Here is a 20,544-nt window from a genome sequence, read left to right as displayed (position 1 = left end):
GCGGACGACGCCGCGCGATGACGGGAGAGACTGTGAGCACCGCCGTGAACCGGCTGGCCCCCTGGCCGGGCGTGATCGAGGCCTACCGCGACCGGATGCCCGTCGGGCCGGACTGGGAGATCGTCACCCTGGCGGAGGGCGGCACGCCGCTGCTGCCGGCGCCGGTGCTGTCCGAGCGCACCGGCTGCGAGGTCCACCTCAAGGTCGACGGCCTCAACCCGACCGGGTCCTTCAAGGACCGCGGGATGACCATGGCCGTGACCGCGGCGCTCGCCGAGGGCAAGCAGAGCGTGCTCTGCGCGTCGACCGGCAACACGTCCGCCTCGGCGGCCGCCTACGCCGCCCGCGCCCGGATGACCAGCGCCGTGCTGGTGCCGCGGGGCAAGATCGCGCTGGGCAAGCTGGCCCAGGCCGTCGCGCACGGGGCCCGGATCCTGCAGATCGACGGCAACTTCGACGACTGCCTCGAGCTGGCCCGCAAGACCACCGCGGACTACCCGGCGATCGCGCTGGTCAACTCGGTGAACCCGACCCGGATCGCGGGCCAGGCCAGCGCGGCCTACGAGATCTGCGACGCGCTGGGGCGCGCCCCCGACGTGCACTGCCTGCCGGTGGGCAACGCGGGCAACATCACCGCGTACTGGAAGGGCTACCGCGGCTACCACGCCGACGGGCTGGTCTCCTCGCTGCCGCGCATGTTCGGCTTCCAGGCCGCCGGTGCCGCGCCGCTGGTCCACGGCGCGCCCGTGAAGAACCCCGAGACGATCGCCACCGCGATCCGGATCGGCGCGCCGGCCTCGTGGAACGGCGCCGAGACCGCCCGCGAGGAGTCCGACGGCCGGTTCGCCGCCGTCACGGACGACGAGATCCTGGCCGCGCACCGGCTGCTGTCCACCCGCGAGGCCGTGTTCGTGGAGCCCGCGTCGGCCGCGAGCGTCGCCGGGCTGCTGCAGGCCTCGGCGAACGGCTGGCTGGACCGCGGGCAGCTCGTGGTGTGCACCGTCACGGGCAACGGGCTCAAGGACCCGGACAGCGTGCTGGCCACCGCCCCGGCGCCCGAGATCGTGCCGATCGACCCCACGGCCGTGGCCGCGGCCCTGGAGCTGGCCTGATGGGGCGGCCCACCGAGGTGCGGGTGCGCGTTCCGGCGTCGTCGGCCAACCTCGGGCCGGGCTTCGACTCGCTCGGGCTCGCGCTCGGCCTGTACGACGACGTCGAGGTGTGCGCCACGGCGGAGCCCGGCGTGCACGTCGAGGTCGAAGGTGAGGGCGCCGCGCAGGTTCCGTGTGACGAGACGCATCTTGTGGTGCGCGCCATGCGGACCGCGTGGGCGCTGTTCGGGGACGGGCCGGCGGGCCTGCGGATGCGGTGCCGCAACGCGATCCCGCACTCGCGCGGGCTGGGCAGCTCGGCCGCCGCGGCGGTGGCCGGTGCCGTCGCCGCCTGCGTGCTGTCGGGGCGCGACCCGAAGCTCGAGCAGGAGGCGTTGCTACAGGTCACGGCCGGGATGGAGGGGCACGCGGACAACGCCGCGGCCAGCCTGCTCGGCGGCTTCGTCGTGGCCTGGGAGCAGGTCCAGGTCGTTCCGGGGGGGCGTCGGGGGGCGGAGCCGGTCGTTCCGGGGGGGCGTCGGGGGGCGGAGCCGGTCGTTCCGGGGGGGCGTCGGGGGGCGGAGCCGGTCGTTCCGGGGGCGTGGGGGGCGGAGCCCCCCGACTGTGGGAATACCTCGGCCCGGTTCCACGCTGTACGGCTCGACGTGCACGCCGGCATCGCGCCGGTCGCGCTCGTCGCAGGGGTCGAGTCCTCCACCAGGACGACCCGCGGTCTCCTTCCCGAGCTGGTCCCGCTGCCCGACGCGGCGTTCACCGGGAGCCGGACCGCACTCTCCGTCCTCGCCTTCACCCAGCGGCCCGAGCTGCTGATGGCGGCCACGGAGGACCGGCTGCACCAGGGCTACCGCCGCCCGGCCTACCCCGGGTCCGCGGACCTCGTCGACGCGCTGCGCGCCCACGGCGTGCCGGCCGCGATCTCCGGCGCCGGACCGACCGTCCTGGCGCTGACCACGGACGGGACGCTGCCCGGGAGCGTGGACACCGCCGGTTTCACGGCGCTCCCGCTGCCCGTCGACACGCTGGGTGCGCAGGTCGAGATCGGCTGAGGTCCTGCGCCGACACGCCGGGCCCGACCGAGGGTGTTGTTGCCGCGGAACCCTGGACGGTCTACCCTCGATTGCGCACGGCGATCCACGCGTCATCCGCGTGGCCTCTCGAGCCGGAACCCACTCACTGCAGTCCATGCGGTCGGAATCCGGACCGGACCGAGCGGCCTCTTCCCCGCGACCGTCGCACTGGTCGCCGCCCCTGCACATCGCCGACGGCGGCTCTCTTCATGCCGCCCCGGCGTCGTAGTCCGGCGGAGGAGCCGGACGTGACGTGTGGAATCCGCTGGTCCCGGCACCGCCCGCGGGCCGGTCAGGAAGGAACTTCGTGAGCGAGACCGATCTCGTCAGCACCCCGGCAACGGCAGAGGGTGCTGCCCCCAAGAGGCGGGGCGGACTGTCCGGAATGGTCCTCGCCGACCTGCGCCAGCTCGCCGGGGAGCTGAACATCCCGGACATCGCCGGGATGCGGAAGGGCGACCTCATCGCCGCCATCAAGGAGAAGCAGGGCGGCGCGCCGGCCAAGCGGACCTCGAGGAAGGCCTCCGCCGCCGACCAGCTCCCGCTCGACGGCGGCGAGGACACCGCGCCCGTCAAGCCGCGCCGCACCCGCGCGGCCAAGGCCGAGAGCGTCGAGGCCCCCGCGGCGTCCGCCGCGGAGACCGCGGCCCCGTCGGCGCCCGCCGAGAAGCCGGCCGAGCAGCCGGCCGACGCCCCCGCCTCCGCCGAGGCCCCCGCCCCGACCCGGCGCCGCCGCGCGGCGACCCGGCCCGCGGGCGCCCCGGAGCCCAAGCCGACCCCCGGCGTCAACGGGGTCGCCCCGACCGCCGACGTGGCGAACGGGCAGGTCAACGGGCACGCGCCCGAGCAGGCCGCCAACGGTGCCGCCCCGGCCCCCGAGCAGGCCGGCGGGCAGCCCGCCGAGTCGCCGGAGGGCGAGGAGGGCGGCCGCCGCCGCCAGACCCGCCGCCGCTCCGGCGGCGAGCCGCAGTCGGACACCCTCGAGGCGGTGGCCGCGAGCGTCGGCGTTCCCGAGAAGGAGAAGTCCGACCGCGGCGAGCGGTCCGACCGGGACGGCGAGGGCGGGCGCAACCGCGGCCGCAACCGCAACGACCGCAACGACCGCGGTGAAGGCGGCGGACGCAACCGCAACGACCGCAACGAGCGCACCGACAACCGCGGAGACGGCCGCGCGGACGGCCGGAGCGAGCCGCGGGACTCCCGGGCGGACGACGACGGCGACGAGGACGGCGACGGCCGCGGCCGCCGCGGGCGCCGCTTCCGGGACCGCCGCCGGGGCCGCGACCGCGACACCCGCGGGGGCGGCGAGCGCAACGTCGACACCGAGGTGCGCGACGACGACGTCCTCCTGCCGGTGGCCGGCATCGTCGACATCCTGGACAACTACGCGTTCGTCCGGACCACCGGCTACCTGTCCGGCCCGAACGACGTGTACGTGTCGCTGTCGATGGTCCGCAAGCACGGCCTGCGCCGCGGCGACGCGATCACCGGTGCCGTCCGCCAGCCCCGCGAGGGTGAGCAGCAGCGGCAGAAGTTCAACCCGCTGGTGCGCATCGACAGCATCAACGGGCGCGACCCGGAGTCGGGCAAGCAGCGGCCGGAGTTCACCAAGCTCACCCCGCTCTACCCGAACGAGCGGCTGCGCCTGGAGACCGAGCCGTCGAAGCTCACCACCCGGGTCATCGACCTGGTCATGCCGGTCGGCAAGGGGCAGCGCGCGCTGATCGTCTCGCCGCCGAAGGCCGGCAAGACGATGGTGCTGCAGTCGATCGCCAACGCGATCACCACGAACAACCCCGAGGTCCACCTCATGGTCGTGCTCGTCGACGAGCGGCCGGAGGAGGTCACCGACATGCAGCGGTCGGTGAAGGGCGAGGTCATCGCCTCGACCTTCGACCGCCCGCCGTCGGACCACACCGCGGTCGCCGAGCTCGCCATCGAGCGCGCGAAGCGGCTGGTGGAGATGGGGCACGACGTCGTCGTCCTGCTGGACTCGATCACCCGCCTGGGCCGCGCCTACAACCTGGCCGCCCCCGCGTCGGGCCGGATCCTGTCCGGTGGTGTCGACTCGACCGCGCTCTACCCGCCGAAGCGGTTCCTGGGCGCGGCGCGCAACATCGAGGACGGCGGTTCGCTGACCATCTTCGCCACCGCGCTGGTCGAGACCGGCTCGACGATGGACACGGTGATCTTCGAGGAGTTCAAGGGCACCGGCAACGCCGAGCTCAAGCTGGACCGCAAGCTCGCGGACAAGCGGATCTTCCCGGCGATCGACGTCGACGCGTCCGGCACCCGGAAGGAGGAGCTGCTGATGTCCGGCGACGAGTTCGCCATCAGCGTCAAGCTCCGCCGCGTGCTCGCCGCGCTCGACCACCAGCAGGCGATCGAGCTGGTGCTGGGGCAGCTCCGCAAGACCCGCACCAACATCGAGTTCCTCATGCAGGTCCAGAAGACCACGCCGGGGAACTTCGGCAACGACGACTGACCCGCGCCTCGACGCCCGGCCCCGGTGGGAATCCCCGCCGGGGCCGGGTGGTTGAATGGGTCCGTACGCATCCGGCTCCGGTTCACCCACATCCGGGGGCTCCGCCCCCGGAAGCCCCCGAACGGCGAGGGGTGTGAGACCCGGCGGCCGATCTTCGAGAGGAACATCCCATGCGTGAGGGCATCCACCCCCAGTACGTCGAGACCCAGGTCACCTGCGGCTGCGGCAACTCGTTCACCACCCGCAGCACCAAGACCAGCGGCTCGATGACCGTCGAGACCTGCTCCGCCTGCCACCCCTTCTACACGGGCAAGCAGCGGATCCTGGACTCCGGTGGCCGCGTCGCCCGCTTCGAGGCCCGCTACGGCAAGCGCAAGGCCGCCAAGTAGCTTCCCCGTCCGGCGCCCGTCCCCTCACCAGGGGCCGGGCGCCGTTCGCATGTCAGGGGTGACGACCAGGGAGAGCGGGGTACGTGGTGGCGGTGAGCAGCAGCGCGGCAGGCGTGGACGCGCTGATCGACGAGTACGCCGAGCTGGAGACGCGGCTGGCCGACCCGGCGGTGCACGCCGACGCGACCACGGCCCGCAAGCTCGGCCGGCGCTACGCCGAGCTCGGCCCGGTCGTCGCCGTGGCGCGCGAGCTGGCCGGAGCACGGTCGGACGAGGCCGCCGCGCGCGAGCTGGCCGCCGAGGACCAGGCGTTCGCCGCCGAGGCGGCCGAGATCGCGGCGCGCATCCCGGGCCTGGAGGCTCGGCTGGCCGAGCTGCTGGTCCCGCGCGACCCGCACGACGGCGACGACGTCGTCATGGAGGTCAAGTCCGGCGAGGGCGGCGAGGAGTCGGCGCTGTTCGCGGGCGACCTCGTGCGGATGTACACCCGCTACGCGGAGCGCCGAGGTTGGAAGGTCGAGGTGCTCGACTCCGTCGGCTCCGACCTGGGCGGGTACAAGGACATCACCCTGCTCCTCAAGTCCCGCGCACCGACGCCGGACGGCGTGTGGTCCGCGTTGAAGTTCGAGGGCGGCGTGCACCGGGTGCAGCGCGTCCCGGTCACCGAGTCGCAGGGGCGCATCCACACCTCGGCAGCCGGCGTGCTCGTCTACCCCGACACCGGGGAGGACGCCGAGGTCGAGGTCGACGAGAACGACATCCGGGTGGACGTGTTCCGCTCGTCCGGACACGGCGGGCAGAGCGTCAACACCACGGACTCGGCGGTGCGCATCACGCATCTGCCCACCGGGATCGTGGTGAGCTGCCAGAACGAGCGCTCGCAGCTGCAGAACCGGGCGCGCGCCATGGAGGTGCTGCGGTCCCGGCTGCAGGCGCTGCACGAGGCCGAGCAGGCCGCGGCGGCGTCGGCGGAGCGGAAGTCGCAGGTCAGGACCGTCGACCGGTCCGAGCGCATCCGCACGTACAACTTCCCGGAGAACCGCATCTCCGACCACCGGGTGGGCTACAAGGCGCACAACCTCTCCGCGGTGCTCGACGGCGACCTCGACGACGTCGTCGGCGCGTTGACGAAGGCCGAGCGGGCCGAGGCCATCGCCGCCGCCGAGGAGGGCGCGTGAGGCACGCGTGAGCCGGGAGCCCCTGCGGGTGGCGATCGCGGAGGCCGAGCGGTCGCTGGCGGCGGCCGGGATCGAGTCGCCCCGGGTGGAGGCGGAGTTCCTGGCCTCGCATGTCGTCGGCGTGCCGCGCGGGCGGCTGATGCTGCACCCGCTCGTCGACCCGCCGCAGGTGGAGGAGCTGCGCCGGCTCGTCGCCCGGCGGGCCACCCGCGAGCCGCTGCAGCACGTCCTCGGCACCGCCGTCCTCGGACCCGTCGAGGTCGCCGTCGGGCGCGGGGTGTTCACGCCGCGCCCGGAGACCGAGCTGCTCCTCGAGTGGGGCCTGCGGCAGCTGCGCGGCGTCGAGAACCCGCTGGTCGTGGACCTGTGCACCGGCACGGCGGCGCTCGCGCTCGCCTTCGCCGAGAGCCGTCCCGACGCGCGGGTGCACGCCGTCGACATCGACCCCGGCGCGCTCAGCTGGGCGCGGCGGAACATCGCGGCCCACGGCGACCGCGTGACGCTGCACGCGGCGGACGTCCGCTGGCCGGACCCGCTGCCCGAGCTCGAGGCCCGCGTCGACCTCGTGGTGTGCAACCCGCCGTACGTGCCGGAGGGGACGCCGGTGCCGCCCGAGGTCGCCGAGTGGGACCCGGCCGTCGCCGTGTTCGGCGGGGCGGACGGACTGGCCCTCATCCCGGCCGTGATCTCGCTGGCCGCGACCCTGCTGCGCTACGGCGGCGGGCTCGCGATCGAGCACGACGACACCCACGGCGAGTCGGTCCCCGCCCTGCTCCGGCGGCGCAAGGTGCTCACGGACGTCCAGGAGCACGCCGACCTCAACGGCCGCCCCCGCTTCGCCACCGCCCGCCGCACCACCCCCGCCTGACCCCTTTCCGCACGAACGGCACTTTTGTGCGGTAGGTCCGCACAAGAGTGCCGTTCGTGCATGTCACGGGGGTGCGGACGGGGTACTCCGGGCGCGGTCGTAGGGTGCCCGACGTGACTGCTCCGGCCGTTCCCGTCTACGACTGCTCCGACCCCGACGCCCGCGTCGAGGGGCTGACCGCCGCCGCACGCGCCGTGCGGGCCGGACAGCTCGTCGTGCTGCCGACGGACACCGTGTACGGCCTGGGCTGCGACGCCTTCTCCTCGACCGCGGTCCGCAGCCTGCTCGCCGCCAAGCACCGCGGCCCGGACATGCCGGTGCCCGTGCTGGTCGGGTCGTGGTCCACGATCGACGGTCTGGTCCTCGGCGTCCCCGCGACCGCCCGCGCGCTGATCGAGGCGTTCTGGCCGGGCGGGCTCTCCCTCGTGCTGCCGCACGCCCCGTCGCTGTCGTGGGACCTCGGCTCCACCAAGGGCACCGTGATGCTGCGGATGCCGCTGCACCCGGTGGCGCTCGAGCTCCTCCGCGAGGTCGGCCCCATGGCCGTGAGCAGCGCGAACATCTCCGGCCGCCCGCCCGCGAGCACCGCCGCCGAGGCCCTCGACCAGCTCGCCTCCTCCGTCGCCCTCTACCTCGACGGCGGCCCCAGCGGCGACCCGGTGGCCTCCACCATCGTCGACCTGACGGGCAAGCAGCCCCGCATCCTCCGCGAGGGCGCCGTCAGCCGCGCCCAGGTCGCCGAGGTCGTGGGCCAGGACGTCCCCCTCGGCTGATCGGCTTCGCCGAGAAGGAGCTGAGGGCTCGCAGCGGTCGCCTGATCGACCCTGAGCTCCTGATGATCATGGCTGGGCGCGAGGAGCCGCGGCCAGCGCGGGGCTCGGTGCCGGGTGACCGTGTTCTGGCCCGCGGCGGCGCGGCGGGGGCGGCGAGCGTGCGGGGGTGCTCGACTCACCGTTCCTCGGCTCCGACGCCGTCCGCGCCGGACTGATCACCCGCGGCGTGCTCCGCGGCCCCCGCTTCGTGCGGGTCTTCCCCGACGTCCAGGTGCCGGCGGGTCGCGCGCCGACCTTCGACGTGCTGAGCCGTGCGGCGTTCCTGCACGTCGAGCGGCGGGGCGGCGTGCTCGCGGGCTACTCGGCGGCGCAGCTGCTGGGGGCGTCGTGCGAGCCGCGCGGGGCACCTGCCGAGGTGCTGGTGCCGGCCCATGTCGCGGGCCACCCCGGCCTGCTGGCGCACCAGGGCAGGGCCGCGCCGCACGACCTCCGCCGTGTCGCGACATCGGGTGGGCCCGCGGTCGTGGTCACCGGGCGGGAGCGGACCGCATGGGACCTCACGAGGCGCCTCGACCTGGTCGAAGCGGTCGTCGCTCTTGACGCCCTGGCCCGGCCCGCCCGGCCGGGTGGCCCGCTGCGCTTCGACCCCGCCGCACTGCTGACCCGCCGCGCGGCGAACCCCAGCGCTCGCGGCTCCCGGGGACTCGACCGGGTCGTCGCCCTCGCTGCGCCACGCGCCGAGTCGCCGATGGAGACGAAGCTCCGGCTCGTCCTGGTGCTCGGCGGGCGTGCCGCACCGGTCGTGCGGTACGTCCTGTGCGAGGCCGGCGGTCGGGTCGTCGCCCGGCTCGATCTGGCGTATCCGCAGGCGAGACTGGCCCTCGAGTACGACGGCGGCGACCACGACGACGCCCTCGACCGCGAGCGCGACCTGCGGACCGGTGCGCTCGGGTGGTACACGATGCGCTTCCAGGCCGCCGACATCGTGCGCCACCCGGAGCGCACCCTGCGCCTGGCGAGCGCCCAGCTGGCCGACCGCACCGCGCTCCTCGCCGTCGAGAAGGAGCTCAGAGCTCGACGATCATGCTCGGACAGCCCTGAGCTCCTGATGATCAAGCCGTGAGGCCCACCTCGGTGGCCAGGCGCGTGGAGAGGGAGCGGAAGTGGTCCTCGTGTGCCACGACCACGTTGTGGGTGTGGCCGAAGAGCTCGAAGCCGATGGCGCCGAAGAGGCCCGACCAGGCCAGCACCAGGCGCCCGCCGAGCCCGGTGCCCTCCGGGAGGCCCAGCTCGTCGAGCAGGCCGGGGTGGATGGTGGCGTCGTCGTCGCCGGGCGGGGGAGTGACGGCGCCGGAGGCGATCCCGTCCCGCACCACACCGGCGAGCACGAGCGCGACGCGTCCCGCGGGGCCCGTGGTGTCCTGCGGCGCCGAGTACCCGGGCACGGGGGAGCCGTAGAGCAGCGCGTACTCGTGCGGGTGCGCCAGCGCCCAGCTCCGGGCCGCGGTGCAGGCCGCGTGCCAGCGACCGAGCAGGTCCTCGCGCGCGACGGCGGCCTCGGCGAGCTCGGCGGCCTCGCCCAGCGCGTCGTAGCCCTCGATGATCAGCGTGGTGAGCAGGTCGTCCCGGCTGGGGAAGTACCGGTAGACCGCCGACGACACCATCCCCAGCTCCCGCGCGACCGCCCGCAGCGACAGCGCCGCCGCGCCGGAAGTGGCGAGGTGCGTCCGGGCGACGTCGACGATCTCGGCGGTGAGCTGCGCGCGGACGCGCTCGCGGGCGGTCCGGGGCGCGGAGCGGGGGGAGGTCATGCGGGGAAGTCTCCCAGCGTTCCGGAGCAGTGTCCACGTCAGCGAGCACCGATCCGGAAAGCGACCCGGTTCGTACGGTCCGTGCACGAGCCGGTGACGCTCCGCAGGACCTCGGATTTGTGAGCGGGTCCTCGTCGGACGGGGAGGAACCGCAGGTAGCCTGGTCCACCGTGAGTGCGCACAGCGAGAACGCCCCCGGTCAGGACGTGCCGTTCTGGGGCCCGGACTTCGGAGCCCTGCAGCAGGAGGACCCGGAGATCGCCGGCGTCGTCCTCGACGAGCTGGAGCGCCTCCGCGGCGGACTGCAGCTGATCGCCAGCGAGAACCTCACCAGCCCGGCCGTCCTCGCGGCGCTGGGGTCCACGCTCTCGAACAAGTACGCCGAGGGCTACCCGGGCCGCCGCTACTACGGCGGCTGCCAGGTGGTGGACCAGGCCGAGGAGATCGGCAACGCGCGCACGAAGGCGCTGTTCGGCGCCGAGCACGTCAACCTGCAGCCGCACTCCGGCGCCAGCGCGAACCTCGCCGCCTATGCGGCCTTCGCCAAGCCCGGCGACACCGTGCTGGCCATGGACCTCAAGCAGGGTGGCCACCTCACCCACGGCAGCAAGGTCAACTTCTCGGGCCTCTGGTTCCACGCCGTGTCCTACACGGTGCGCGAGGACTCCGAGCTCATCGACTACGACCAGGTCCGCGACCTGGCGCTGGAGCACCAGCCGAAGATCATCATTGCCGGCGCCACGGCCTACCCGCGGCTGATCGACTTCGCGCGGTTCCGCGAGATCGCCGACGAGGTCGGCGCCAAGCTGATGGTCGACGCCGCGCACTTCATCGGCCTGGTCGCCGGCAAGGCGATCCCGTCGCCGGTGCCGTTCGCCGACGTCGTCACCGCGACCACGCACAAGGTCCTGCGCGGCCCGCGCGGCGGCATGATCCTCGCCCGCGAGGAGCACGCGAAGGCGATCGACAAGGCCGTCTTCCCGTTCTCCCAGGGCGGCCCGCTGATGCACTCGGTGGCGGCGAAGGCCGTCGCGATGAAGGAGGCGGCGCAGCCCGCCTACCAGGCCTACGCGAACCAGGTCATCGCCAACGCCCAGGCGCTGGCGAAGGGCCTCGAGGCCGAGGGCATGCGCGCCGTCTCCGGCGGCACCGACACGCACCTGGCGCTGATCGACCTGCGCCCGATCGGCGTGACCGGCGGCGAGGCCGAGGCCCGCTGCGACCTCGCCCGCATCACGCTGAACAAGAACGCCATCCCGTACGACCCGGCCCCGCCGATGAAGCCCTCGGGCATCCGGGTGGGCTCGCCCAGCACGACCACGCAGGGCATGGTCGAGTCGGACATGGCGGAGATCGCCTCGCTGCTGGCGCGCGCGGTCAAGGCGGAGCACGGCACCACGGCGGGCGACCGCGAGCTGGCGGACGTCGCGCAGGCCGTCTCCGCCCTGGTCTCGCGCGCCCCCGCCTACCCGCGCGGCTGACCCGGCCCGCGCGCACGCGGTGGTGCTCGCCCAGTCCTCGTACGGCCAGTCCTCCTTCGGGTTGGGCCTCCCGATCCGGGAGTACCTGCTGGTCGGGCTGGCCGCCGCCGTCGTGACGTTCCTGCTGGTCGGCCTGGTGCGGGTACTGGCGCTGCGGCTCGGCGCCGTGGCCTGGCCCCGCGGCCGGGACGTCCACGTCACGCCGACGCCGCGGTGGGGCGGGCTGGCGATGTTCGGCGGCGTGCTCGCCGGCATCGGGCTGGCCGCCCAACTGCCCGCGCTGCGCCTGGCCTTCGACTACTCGCGGGACGTCCAGGGCGTGCTGCTCGCGGCCGCGCTGCTGGTCGCGGTGGGCGCCCTGGACGACCGCTTCGAGCTCGACGCGATCACCAAGGCCGCCGGCCAGGTCACCGCGGCGGGCGTGCTGGTGCTGTTCGGCGTGCAGTTCTCGGTGTTCTGGATCCCGTGGGGCGGCGGCGGGACCGGCATCTCCGGCTCGATCCTGTCCCTGGGGCCCGAGCAAGGCGTCGTGCTCACGGTGGTGCTGACCGTCGCCCTGGTCAACGCCATGAACTTCGTCGACGGGCTCGACGGGCTCGCCGCCGGCATCGGCCTCATCGCCGCCACCGCGACCTGTGCCTTCGCGATCGGCCTGGTCCGCGAGAACGGCAACGACGCGGCGGCCTACCCGCCCGCGCTGATGGCGTCCGTGCTGGCCGGGGCATGCCTGGGGTTCCTGCCGCACAACTTCAACCCGGCCCGCATCTTCATGGGCGACTCCGGCTCGATGCTGATCGGGCTCATGCTCGCGGCCGCGACGACGAGCGCGTCGGGCAAGATCCCGATCACCACGACCACCGACGGGACGGACGTCCTGGCGCTCTTCGCCCCGCTCATCGTGCTGGCCGCGGTGGTGTTCGTGCCGCTGCTGGACCTGCTGATGGCGGTCGTCCGGCGCACCCGGGCCGGGATGAGCCCCTTCTCGCCTGACAAGATGCACCTGCACCACCGGCTGCTGGAGATCGGGCACAGCCAGCGGCGCGCGGTGCTCCTGATCTACCTGTGGGCGGGCATCCTCGCGTTCGGCGCGGTGGCGCTCGCCCTGATCGACGACCCGGCCTTCGTGCTGTGGGCGGTCGCGCTCGGCCTGGGCGTGGCGGTGCTCGCCACCGCCGTGCCGCGCGCCCGCACCGCGCGACGGGCCGGGTCCGCGGGGCCGCCCCGACCCGGCGCCCCGCCGCGAGCCACCGGGCGGACCTGACACGAGCGGCCCGTCCCGGCCGACGAGGAGTGACCATGAGCGAGAACCCGGACCCCGCCCCCGCGGCCGAGCAGCCGCACGTCCGCACCGTGCTGCGGCTGGCCGCCGCCATGCAGAAGGCCGCGATCGTGGGTGGTGTCGCGGTCAGCGTGGTCGCGATCGTCCTGTCGGTGCTGCTGCGGGGTGTTCCCGGCCTGATCGGTGGCCTGCTCGGGGTGGTGATCGGGTTGGCCCTCGGGTTCATCGGCACCGCGGTGATGAAGGGGACTGCCCGCGCGACGCCCGGCGGGGTCATGGTGGGCGCGATGGCGTCCTTCGCCGGCAAGTTCGTGATCCTTCTGGTCTTCCTGCTCGTCTTCCGGGGTACGACCCTGTTCGACAACCAGACCTTCGCGTTCAGCCTCCTGGGTGTCACCGTCGGCTGGATCGCCGGTGAGGTCGTCGGGTTCGTGCGCGCGAAGGCTCCGTCCGTCGACGTCTGACGGGGTCGTCCGCACCCGCCCGACCAGGTCGTCGAGCCGCACTCGTTGGGCTGATCGGGTGAAGTTGCGGATCCTGTCCGCGGTGTCCGAGATGTCCGTGATGGCGCTCTCAGAGCGACCTGCGTCACACGCTCCCGGAACTTCTACAGACGATAGAGCGACGTCGGGCGCCCGTGAGGGTGCCGGAGGGTAAGGATCGGGCCGCCCGGGGCCGTCGAGGCAGGTCGTACCGGGTAAGTGAGCCGTAACCCGGCTGATAGGGTCCGTCGTGATGGAGCAGGAACGGCCGCACAAGGCGAGCGGCGGCCCCGGCGGGACGTCGGGGCGCACGCCGCCGCCCGGCGAGGCCTGGACCGCTCTGTCGCACCTCCTGACCGGAATCCTCCTCTTCGGGGGAATCGGGTGGGGGGTGGACGAACTGTTCGACCTACGGGGCTTCACCGTGGCCGGCCTGCTGGTCGGTACGGCGGCCTCGATGTACTTGATCTACGTCAGGTACGTTAAGTCCTGATCGTCTCGATTCCGCAGGTTCCGGCTCCCCGGACGGCGGAACCGGAAGGAGCATTGGGTGACCACGACGGCCACCGCCCCGGCGCCGGGGTTCGAAGCCCCGGGGGTCGAGGACTTCCAGCTGCCGCCGGTCTTCGGGCCCGTGACCAAGCCGGTCCTGGAGCTCGTGCTCGCGGCGGTCATCATCGCCGCGTTCTTCCTGGTGGCCGTGCGCAAGCCTGCGCTCGTGCCGGGGAAGACGCAGTTCCTCGGCGAGGCCTTCCACGGCCTCGTCCGGAACACGATCGCGCGGGACATGATCGGCGGGCGCGACTTCGTCAAGTACGTGCCGTTCCTGACCGCGCTGTTCGCCTTCATCCTGGTGAACAACCTGTTCGGGATCATCCCGTTCATCCAGTTCCCCACCTTCTCGCACCCGGGCGTGCCCTACGCGCTGGCCGCGCTCGTGTACGTCGTCTTCACGTACGCGGGCGTCCGCAAGCACGGGTTCGGCGGCTACATGCGCCTGTCGACCTGGCCGCCGGACGTGCCGTGGTGGGTGCGGATCATCCTCACGCCGATCGAGTTCCTGTCGAACCTGGTCCTGCGGCCGGTCACCCTGTCGCTGCGGCTCTTCGGCAACATGTTCGCCGGCCACCTGCTGCTGCTGCTGTTCGTCCTCGGCGGCGAGTACATGCTCCTGCACGCGGGCGACTGGCAGCTGAAGGTGCTGTCCCCGTTCGCGTTCCTGATGGCGATCGTCTTCACGTTCTTCGAGGCGTTCGTGCAGGTCATCCAGGCATACATCTTCGTCATGCTCACGGCGTCGTACATCGGCACCGTCCTCGCGGACGACCACTAGGTCCCGTCGAGTCCCACCCCAGAGACCCTTCGGAACCGCGGGACGGCCGCGGACCCGGATCGAAAGGAAAGCGCAATGATCACCGGTAACCTGAACGCCATCGGCTACGGCCTCTCGGCCATCGGCCCGGGTATCGGCGTCGGCATCGTCTTCGCGGCCTTCATCAACGGCGTCGCCCGTCAGCCGGAGGCCCGCGGCCAGCTCCAGGGCATCGCGTTCATCGGCTTCGCCCTCTCGGAGGCCCTCGCGATTCTGGGCCTGGTGCTCGCCTTCGCCCTCTGACGCACCCCCTGAACCACAGGTGACGCGGAGGAGCACACCATGACAATCGCCGCGGAGGAGCTGAACCCGCTCGTCCCGCACCTCGCCGAGATCATCGTCGGTCTCGTCGCGTTCGGCCTGCTGTTCTGGGTCCTCGCGAAGACCGTGTTCCCGCAGTTCGAGAAGCTGTACGCGGAGCGCACGGACCAGATCGAGGGCGGCCTCAAGCGGGCCGAGTCGGCGCAGGCCGAGGCCGACGCGCTGAAGAAGAAGTACGAGGACCAGCTCGCGGGCGCGCGGGCCGAGGCGGCGCGCATCCGCGACGACGCCCGTGCCGAGGGCCAGCAGATCAAGGCCGAGCTGCGCACCGAGGCCGAGGAGGAGGCCGCGCGGATCCGGGCGCGTGCCGAGGAGCAGGTCGTGGCGCAGCGCGAGTCCGCGGAGCGGTCGCTCCGCGGCGAGATCGGTGGCCTGTCGGCCGAGCTGGCCGAGCGCATCCTCGGGTCGGAGCTCGCCGACCCGACGCGCCGGTCGGCCACCGTCGACAGCTTCCTCTCGGAGCTCGACGCGATGGTCCCGCGCCAGACGACCGGGGCGAGCTGATGGCGCTCGTCCTGGGTGCCACCAGCCGCGAGTCGCTGGGCGAGGTCTCGCAGCGGTTCGAGACCCGGCTCGGCCCGCTCGCCGCGGGTGACCGGCAGAAGCTGGGCGAGGAGCTCTACGCCGTCACCCGGCTGCTGGTCGCCGAGCGCAGCCTGCGCCGGGCGCTCTCCGACCCGGCCACCACGTCGGAGCAGCGCAGCCGGCTCGCCACCGGCGTGCTGAGCGGCAAGGTCGCGCCGGCCACCCTCGAGAGCGTCGGGGACCTGGTCGCGGCCCGCTGGTCCGGTCCGGCCGACCTGGTCGAGGCGACGGAGTCGCTGGCCCGCACCGCGCTGCTGGCCGCCGCCGAGAAGCAGCGTGCCCTCGACGACGTCGAGGACCAGCTGTTCCGGTTCGGCCGGATCCTGGAGCGGGAGCCGCAGCTCACGGCCCTGCTGTCCGACGCGGACGTGCCGGCGGACAAGCGGGTCCGGCTGCTGGACTCGGTGCTGGGCACCAAGGTCTACCCGGTCACCGCGGCCCTGCTGCGGGACCTGGTGCGGACCCCGCGGGCCCGGCACCTCGACGTCGCCGCGGAGGAGCTGTCCGAGCTCGCCGCGGCCCGGCGCAACCGCTCCGTCGCCTACGTGCGCACGGCGGTCGCCCTGAGCGAGGCCCAGGAGCAGCAGCTCACCGCCTCCCTCACGCGCCTCTACGGCCGGGACATCGCGGTGCAGGTGGAGCTCGACGAGAGCCTGCTGGGCGGCATGGTCATCAGGGTCGGCGACGAGGTCATCGACGGCAGTGTGTCCGGCAAGCTCGCCGCGGCCCGCCGGTCGATCCCGAGCTGACCGCCCCACGTTTTCGAAGAGAAGGAACAGACGACAGCCATGACAGAGCTGACGATCTCCCCGGAGGAGATCCGGAGTGCGATCTCCAGCTACGTCTCGTCGCTGGAGACCGGGACCTCCCGCGAAGAGGTGGGCACCGTCTCCGACACCGGTGACGGCATCGCCCACGTCGAGGGCCTGCCCTCGGCGATGACCAACGAGCTCCTCGAGTTCGCGGGGGGCGTGCGGGGTGTCGCGCTGAACCTCGACGCGCGGGAGATCGGCGCCGTGATCCTGGGGGACTACGGCGGGATCGAGGAGGGCCAGCAGGTCAAGCGGACCGGCGAGATCCTCTCGGTGCCGGTCGGCGACAAGTTCCTGGGCCGGGTCATCGACCCGCTGGGCGCCCCGATCGACGGCCTGGGCGACATCGAGGCCGAGACCCGCCGGGTGCTGGAGCTCCAGGCCGCCTCCGTGATGGAGCGCCAGGAGGTCCGCGAGCCGCTGCAGACCGGCATCAAGGCGATCGACGCGATGACCCCGATCGGCCGCGGCCAGCGCCAGCTGATCATCGGCGACCGCAAGACCGGCAAGACCGCGGTCTGCGTCGACACGATCATCAACCAGCGGCAGAACTGGGAGTCGGGCGACCCCAAGAAGCAGGTCCGCTGCATCTACGTCGCGATCGGCCAGAAGGGCTCCACGATCGCCGGTATCCGGCAGTCGCTGGAGGACGCGGGCGCGCTCGAGTACACGACGATCGTCGCCGCCCCGGCGTCCGACCCGGCCGGCTTCAAGTGGCTCGCCCCGTACACCGGCTCGGCCCTCGGCCAGCACTGGATGTACGCCGGCAACCACGTGCTCATCGTCTTCGACGACCTGTCCAAGCAGGCCGAGGCGTACCGCGCGATCTCGCTGCTGCTGCGCCGCCCGCCGGGCCGTGAGGCCTACCCGGGCGACGTCTTCTACCTGCACTCCCGCCTGCTGGAGCGCTGCGCCAAGCTGTCGAACGACCTCGGCGCGGGCTCGATGACCGGCCTCCCCATCATCGAGACCAAGGCCAACGACGTGTCGGCGTACATCCCGACGAACGTCATCTCGATCACCGACGGCCAGGTCTTCCTCGAGTCGGACCTGTTCAACCAGGGCGTCCGGCCGGCGATCAACGTCGGTATCTCGGTCTCCCGGGTCGGTGGTTCGGCGCAGATCAAGGCGATGCGCTCGGTGTCCGGCTCCCTGCGTCTGGACCTGTCCCAGTACCGCGAGCTGGAGGCCTTCGCCGCCTTCGGTTCGGACCTCGACGCCGCGTCGGCCGCCGCGCTGGGCCGCGGTGAGCGCCTGGTCGAGCTGCTCAAGCAGGCGCAGTACGCGCCGTTCGCGGTCGAGGACGAGGTCGTCTCGATCTGGCTCGGCACCTCCGGTCAGCTCGACACGGTCCCGGTCGCCGACATCTCGCGCTTCGAGAGCGAGTTCCTCGACCACGTCCGCCGCAACCACGAGGGCGTCCTCGGGGAGATCCGGGACACCGGGCTGCTCAAGGACGAGAACGTCGACCGGCTCAAGGGCCTGGTGGACGAGTTCAAGAGGAACTTCACCGCGTCCGACGGCTCCTCCGTGGTCAAGGAGGAGAAGGCCGAGGCCCTCGACGAGGACCAGGTCGACCAGGAGACGGTCAAGGTCAACAAGCCGGCGCCGGCTTCGAGCTGACGGGTAGGGACCGATGGCGGCACAGATCCGTGTGCTGCGGCGGCGGATCAGGTCGACGCAGTCCATCAAGAAGATCACGCGTGCGATGGAGCTCATCGCGACCTCCCGGATCGCGAAGGCCCGGGCGCGGGTCGAGGAGGCCAAGCCGTACGCCGAGCAGATGACGGCCACGCTCACCGAGCTGGCCAGCAACTCGGCGCTCGACCACCCCCTCCTCGTCGAGCGGGAGAACCCGAAGCGGGCCGCGGTCCTCGTCGTGACGAGTGACCGTGGCCAGGCGGGCGGCTACAACGCCAACGTGCTCAAGGAGGCCGAGCAGCTCCAGGCGCTCCTGCGCGACCAGGGCAAGGAGCCGGTGCTCTACGTGGTCGGGCGCAAGGGCGTGAACTACTACCGGTTCCGCCGGCGGCAGATCGAGGCCTCCTGGACCGGGTTCTCGGAGCAGCCGAACTACGAGAACGCCGCCGAGGTGGCACGCACCCTGGTGAAGGCGTTCATGGCGGGGGCGGACGACACCGACGAGTCCGACGGCGACGACGGTGTCCGCGGCGTCGACGAACTGCACCTGGTGTACACGCAGTTCCGGAACATGGTGAACCAGGTGCCGCAGGCGCGGCGGATGGCGCCGATGGAGGTCGAGTACGCCGGCGAGGGCGACGGGATCGACGCCACGACGTCGGAGACGGAGACCGGCGGCGCGACCGGTGTCCGACCCGGCGAGTCGGGCCCGGGCTCCGACGACGGCCCGGCGCGGCTCTACGCCTTCGAGCCGAGTGCGGACGTCCTGTTCGACGCGCTCCTGCCGAAGTACGTCGGGGCGCGGTTGTTCGCGGCGCTGCTCGAGTCGGCGGCGTCGGAGTCGGCCAACCGGCAGCGGGCCATGAAGGCCGCGACCGACAACGCGAACGAACTCATCCGTACCCTGACGCTGGAGGCCAACCAGGCCCGTCAGGCCCAGATCACCCAGGAGATCAGCGAGATCGTCGGTGGCGCCGACGCTCTCGTCAGCGCAGGAAGTGAGAGCTGATGACCGCCACCGTTGAGAACACGGCCGCCGGCACGACAACGGGCCGCGTCGTCCGGGTCACGGGCCCGGTCGTCGACGTCGAGTTCCCGCGCAACGCCGTCCCGGACCTCTACAACGCCCTGCAGGTGAAGGTGGAGTTCGGCGACCTGGCGAAGACGCTGACCCTGGAGGTCGCCCTGCACCTGGGCGACAACGTGGTCCGTGCGATCTCCATGCAGCCGACGGACGGCCTCGTCCGGGGCCAGACGGTCGAGGACCTCGGCCGGCCGATCTCGGTGCCGGTCGGCGACCAGGTCAAGGGGCACGTGTTCAACGCGCTGGGCGACTGCCTGGACGATGTGGACTTCAAGCCGACCGGCGACCTGTGGAGCATCCACCGCAAGGCGCCGAACTTCGACCAGCTCGAGGGCAAGACCGAGATGCTGGAGACCGGCATCAAGGTCATCGACCTGCTCACCCCCTACGTGCAGGGTGGGAAGATCGGCCTGTTCGGCGGCGCCGGCGTGGGCAAGACGGTGCTCATCCAGGAGATGATCACCCGTGTCGCCAAGAACTTCGGTGGTACGTCGGTGTTCGCCGGGGTCGGCGAGCGCACCCGTGAGGGCAACGACCTCATCACGGAGATGACCGAGTCCGGCGTCATCAACGACACCGCCCTGGTGTTCGGGCAGATGGACGAGCCGCCGGGCACGCGTATGCGCGTCGCTCTCTCGGCCCTCACGATGGCGGAGTACTTCCGCGACGAGCAGGACCAGGACGTACTGCTCTTCATCGACAACATCTTCCGGTTCACCCAGGCCGGCTCCGAGGTCTCCACGCTGCTGGGCCGCATGCCGTCCGCGGTGGGCTACCAGCCGACCCTGGCGGACGAGATGGGCGAGCTGCAGGAGCGGATCACCTCGACCCGCGGCCGCTCGATCACCTCGATGCAGGCGATCTACGTGCCCGCGGACGACTACACCGACCCCGCGCCGGCCACCACGTTCGCCCACCTGGACGCGACGACGGAGCTCTCCCGCCCCATCTCGCAGAAGGGCATCTACCCGGCGGTGGACCCGCTGACCTCGACCTCGCGGATCCTCGACCCGCAGTACATCGGCGAGGAGCACTTCCGCGTCGCCAACGAGGTCAAGCGGATCCTGCAGAAGTACAACGACCTGCAGGACATCATCGCGATCCTCGGTATCGACGAGCTGTCCGAGGAGGACAAGCAGCTCGTCGGCCGGGCCCGCCGGATCGAGCGCTTCCTGTCGCAGAACCTGCTGGTCGCCGAGCAGTTCACCGGGCAGCCGGGCTCGACGGTGCCCCTCAAGGAGACCATCGAGTCGTTCGACAAGATCGCCAAGGGCGAGTTCGACGACGTGCCCGAGCAGGCCTTCTTCCTCTGCGGTGGTCTCGAGGACCTCGAGAAGAACCGCAAGAAGCTCGAGGGCTGATCGCGGATGTGCCCACGAGCGACGAAGGAGGTCGTCAGTTGGCGGAGATGACCGTGGAGCTGGTCGCGGTCGAGCGCCGGCTCTGGTCGGGCGAGGCGAGCTTCGTGCTCGCCCGCACGACCGAGGGCGAGCTGGGCATCATGCCCGGCCACGAGCCCACGCTCGCGCAGCTCGAGGAGGCGGGCGTCGTCCGGATCGACCCGGTGGAGGGCTCGCCGCTCACCGTGGCCGTGCACGGCGGCTTCCTGTCGATCTCGCCGGAGCGCGTGTCGATCCTGGCCGAGTTCGCCGAGCTGGCCGACGAGATCGACGTCAGCCGCGCCCGCTCGGCGCTCGACCGCGCGGACACGTCCGACGAGGAGGGCGTGGCGGCGCGCAAGCGGGCCGAGGTACGGCTGCGGGCGGCCGAGTCCGCCGCGGCCGGGCAGTAGGCCCGGACAGCA

General features: G+C 72.5%; 21 protein-coding genes. 20 read left to right on the top strand and 1 reads right to left on the bottom strand.

Going from position 1 to position 20,544, the window contains the following annotated elements; translation table 11 throughout:
• Nucleotides 1–32: 32 nt before the first annotated feature.
• From thrC to ACQP04_RS30390, 8 genes are all read left to right on the top strand, one after another.
• On the top strand, nucleotides 33–1,112 hold the full coding sequence (thrC, locus tag ACQP04_RS30425) for a threonine synthase (protein WP_433503955.1): 1,080 nt from the start codon (nucleotides 33–35) through the stop codon (nucleotides 1,110–1,112).
• Complete coding sequence (gene thrB, locus ACQP04_RS30420; protein ID WP_433503954.1) at nucleotides 1,112–2,158, top strand: homoserine kinase; 1,047 nt, start codon at nucleotides 1,112–1,114, stop codon at nucleotides 2,156–2,158. Before thrC ends, thrB begins: the two co-directional genes overlap by 1 nt.
• A gap of 328 nt (nucleotides 2,159–2,486) precedes the next feature.
• Nucleotides 2,487–4,664 carry a transcription termination factor Rho gene (gene rho / locus ACQP04_RS30415; protein WP_433503953.1) on the top strand — a complete coding sequence of 726 codons (2,178 nt, stop codon included), beginning with the start codon at nucleotides 2,487–2,489 and terminating at the stop codon, nucleotides 4,662–4,664.
• Between the two features lie 170 nt (nucleotides 4,665–4,834).
• A complete protein-coding gene (rpmE, locus tag ACQP04_RS30410) occupies nucleotides 4,835–5,053 on the top strand; it encodes a 50S ribosomal protein L31 (RefSeq protein ID WP_037044689.1) in 219 nt (72 codons plus the stop codon).
• Nucleotides 5,054–5,145: 92 nt separating this feature from the next.
• Nucleotides 5,146–6,231, top strand: coding sequence for a peptide chain release factor 1 (gene prfA / locus ACQP04_RS30405; protein ID WP_433503952.1), 1,086 nt, complete (start codon nucleotides 5,146–5,148; stop codon nucleotides 6,229–6,231).
• Nucleotides 6,232–6,238: 7 nt separating this feature from the next.
• The gene (gene prmC, locus ACQP04_RS30400) at nucleotides 6,239–7,099 is read left to right on the top strand and encodes a peptide chain release factor N(5)-glutamine methyltransferase (RefSeq protein WP_433503951.1); all 861 of its coding nucleotides are present in this window, start codon (nucleotides 6,239–6,241) and stop codon (nucleotides 7,097–7,099) included.
• A 113-nt stretch (nucleotides 7,100–7,212) separates the two neighbouring features.
• On the top strand, nucleotides 7,213–7,872 hold the full coding sequence (locus ACQP04_RS30395; protein ID WP_433503950.1) for an L-threonylcarbamoyladenylate synthase: 660 nt from the start codon (nucleotides 7,213–7,215) through the stop codon (nucleotides 7,870–7,872).
• 166 nt (nucleotides 7,873–8,038) lie between these two features.
• Complete coding sequence (locus ACQP04_RS30390; protein ID WP_433503949.1) at nucleotides 8,039–8,995, top strand: endonuclease domain-containing protein; 957 nt, start codon at nucleotides 8,039–8,041, stop codon at nucleotides 8,993–8,995.
• On the opposite strand, the gene ACQP04_RS30385 is transcribed toward ACQP04_RS30390, so the two are convergent.
• Nucleotides 8,985–9,683, bottom strand: coding sequence for a TetR/AcrR family transcriptional regulator (locus tag ACQP04_RS30385; protein WP_433503948.1), 699 nt, complete (start codon nucleotides 9,681–9,683; stop codon nucleotides 8,985–8,987). The genes ACQP04_RS30390 and ACQP04_RS30385 overlap by 11 nt on opposite strands.
• A gap of 170 nt (nucleotides 9,684–9,853) precedes the next feature.
• Here ACQP04_RS30385 and glyA point away from each other — a divergent pair, with 170 nt between their 5' ends.
• The 12 genes from glyA to ACQP04_RS30325 all read left to right on the top strand — a co-directional run bounded on the left by glyA (nucleotide 9,854) and on the right by ACQP04_RS30325 (nucleotide 20,532).
• The gene (gene glyA / locus ACQP04_RS30380; RefSeq protein WP_433503947.1) at nucleotides 9,854–11,164 is read left to right on the top strand and encodes a serine hydroxymethyltransferase; all 1,311 of its coding nucleotides are present in this window, start codon (nucleotides 9,854–9,856) and stop codon (nucleotides 11,162–11,164) included.
• A gap of 22 nt (nucleotides 11,165–11,186) precedes the next feature.
• Nucleotides 11,187–12,425: a glycosyltransferase family 4 protein gene (locus ACQP04_RS30375; protein ID WP_433503946.1), complete on the top strand. Its 1,239-nt coding sequence runs from the start codon at nucleotides 11,187–11,189 to the stop codon at nucleotides 12,423–12,425.
• A gap of 35 nt (nucleotides 12,426–12,460) precedes the next feature.
• Nucleotides 12,461–12,907, top strand: a complete 447-nt coding sequence (locus tag ACQP04_RS30370) for a hypothetical protein (RefSeq protein WP_051737277.1) — start codon at nucleotides 12,461–12,463, stop codon at nucleotides 12,905–12,907.
• Nucleotides 12,908–13,178: 271 nt separating this feature from the next.
• Nucleotides 13,179–13,418 (top strand): AtpZ/AtpI family protein, encoded by a 240-nt coding sequence (locus ACQP04_RS30365; protein WP_063739738.1) that lies wholly within the window; start codon nucleotides 13,179–13,181, stop codon nucleotides 13,416–13,418.
• A gap of 57 nt (nucleotides 13,419–13,475) precedes the next feature.
• Nucleotides 13,476–14,258, top strand: coding sequence for a F0F1 ATP synthase subunit A (atpB, locus tag ACQP04_RS30360; RefSeq protein WP_433503945.1), 783 nt, complete (start codon nucleotides 13,476–13,478; stop codon nucleotides 14,256–14,258).
• 75 nt (nucleotides 14,259–14,333) lie between these two features.
• Nucleotides 14,334–14,540, top strand: a complete 207-nt coding sequence (gene atpE / locus ACQP04_RS30355; protein ID WP_037044700.1) for an ATP synthase F0 subunit C — start codon at nucleotides 14,334–14,336, stop codon at nucleotides 14,538–14,540.
• A gap of 39 nt (nucleotides 14,541–14,579) precedes the next feature.
• Nucleotides 14,580–15,122 carry a F0F1 ATP synthase subunit B gene (locus tag ACQP04_RS30350; protein ID WP_433503944.1) on the top strand — a complete coding sequence of 181 codons (543 nt, stop codon included), beginning with the start codon at nucleotides 14,580–14,582 and terminating at the stop codon, nucleotides 15,120–15,122.
• Entirely contained in the window at nucleotides 15,122–15,952 is an 831-nt protein-coding gene (locus tag ACQP04_RS30345; protein WP_433503943.1) for a F0F1 ATP synthase subunit delta, read from the top strand. The genes ACQP04_RS30350 and ACQP04_RS30345 overlap by 1 nt, the downstream gene beginning before the upstream one ends.
• A gap of 39 nt (nucleotides 15,953–15,991) precedes the next feature.
• Nucleotides 15,992–17,638: a F0F1 ATP synthase subunit alpha gene (gene atpA, locus ACQP04_RS30340; protein ID WP_433503942.1), complete on the top strand. Its 1,647-nt coding sequence runs from the start codon at nucleotides 15,992–15,994 to the stop codon at nucleotides 17,636–17,638.
• 13 nt (nucleotides 17,639–17,651) lie between these two features.
• Nucleotides 17,652–18,665: a F0F1 ATP synthase subunit gamma gene (locus tag ACQP04_RS30335; protein WP_433503941.1), complete on the top strand. Its 1,014-nt coding sequence runs from the start codon at nucleotides 17,652–17,654 to the stop codon at nucleotides 18,663–18,665.
• Entirely contained in the window at nucleotides 18,665–20,101 is a 1,437-nt protein-coding gene (gene atpD, locus ACQP04_RS30330; RefSeq protein WP_433503940.1) for a F0F1 ATP synthase subunit beta, read from the top strand. Before ACQP04_RS30335 ends, atpD begins: the two co-directional genes overlap by 1 nt.
• A 47-nt stretch (nucleotides 20,102–20,148) precedes the next feature.
• Nucleotides 20,149–20,532 carry a F0F1 ATP synthase subunit epsilon gene (locus tag ACQP04_RS30325; protein WP_433508467.1) on the top strand — a complete coding sequence of 128 codons (384 nt, stop codon included), beginning with the start codon at nucleotides 20,149–20,151 and terminating at the stop codon, nucleotides 20,530–20,532.
• Nucleotides 20,533–20,544 lie beyond the last annotated feature (12 nt).

Origin of the sequence: Pseudonocardia halophobica (genome assembly GCF_050948485.1) — a bacterium.
GTDB classification, from domain to species: domain Bacteria; phylum Actinomycetota; class Actinomycetes; order Mycobacteriales; family Pseudonocardiaceae; genus Pseudonocardia; species Pseudonocardia halophobica.
This window is presented reverse-complemented; position numbering and strand designations above follow the sequence as displayed.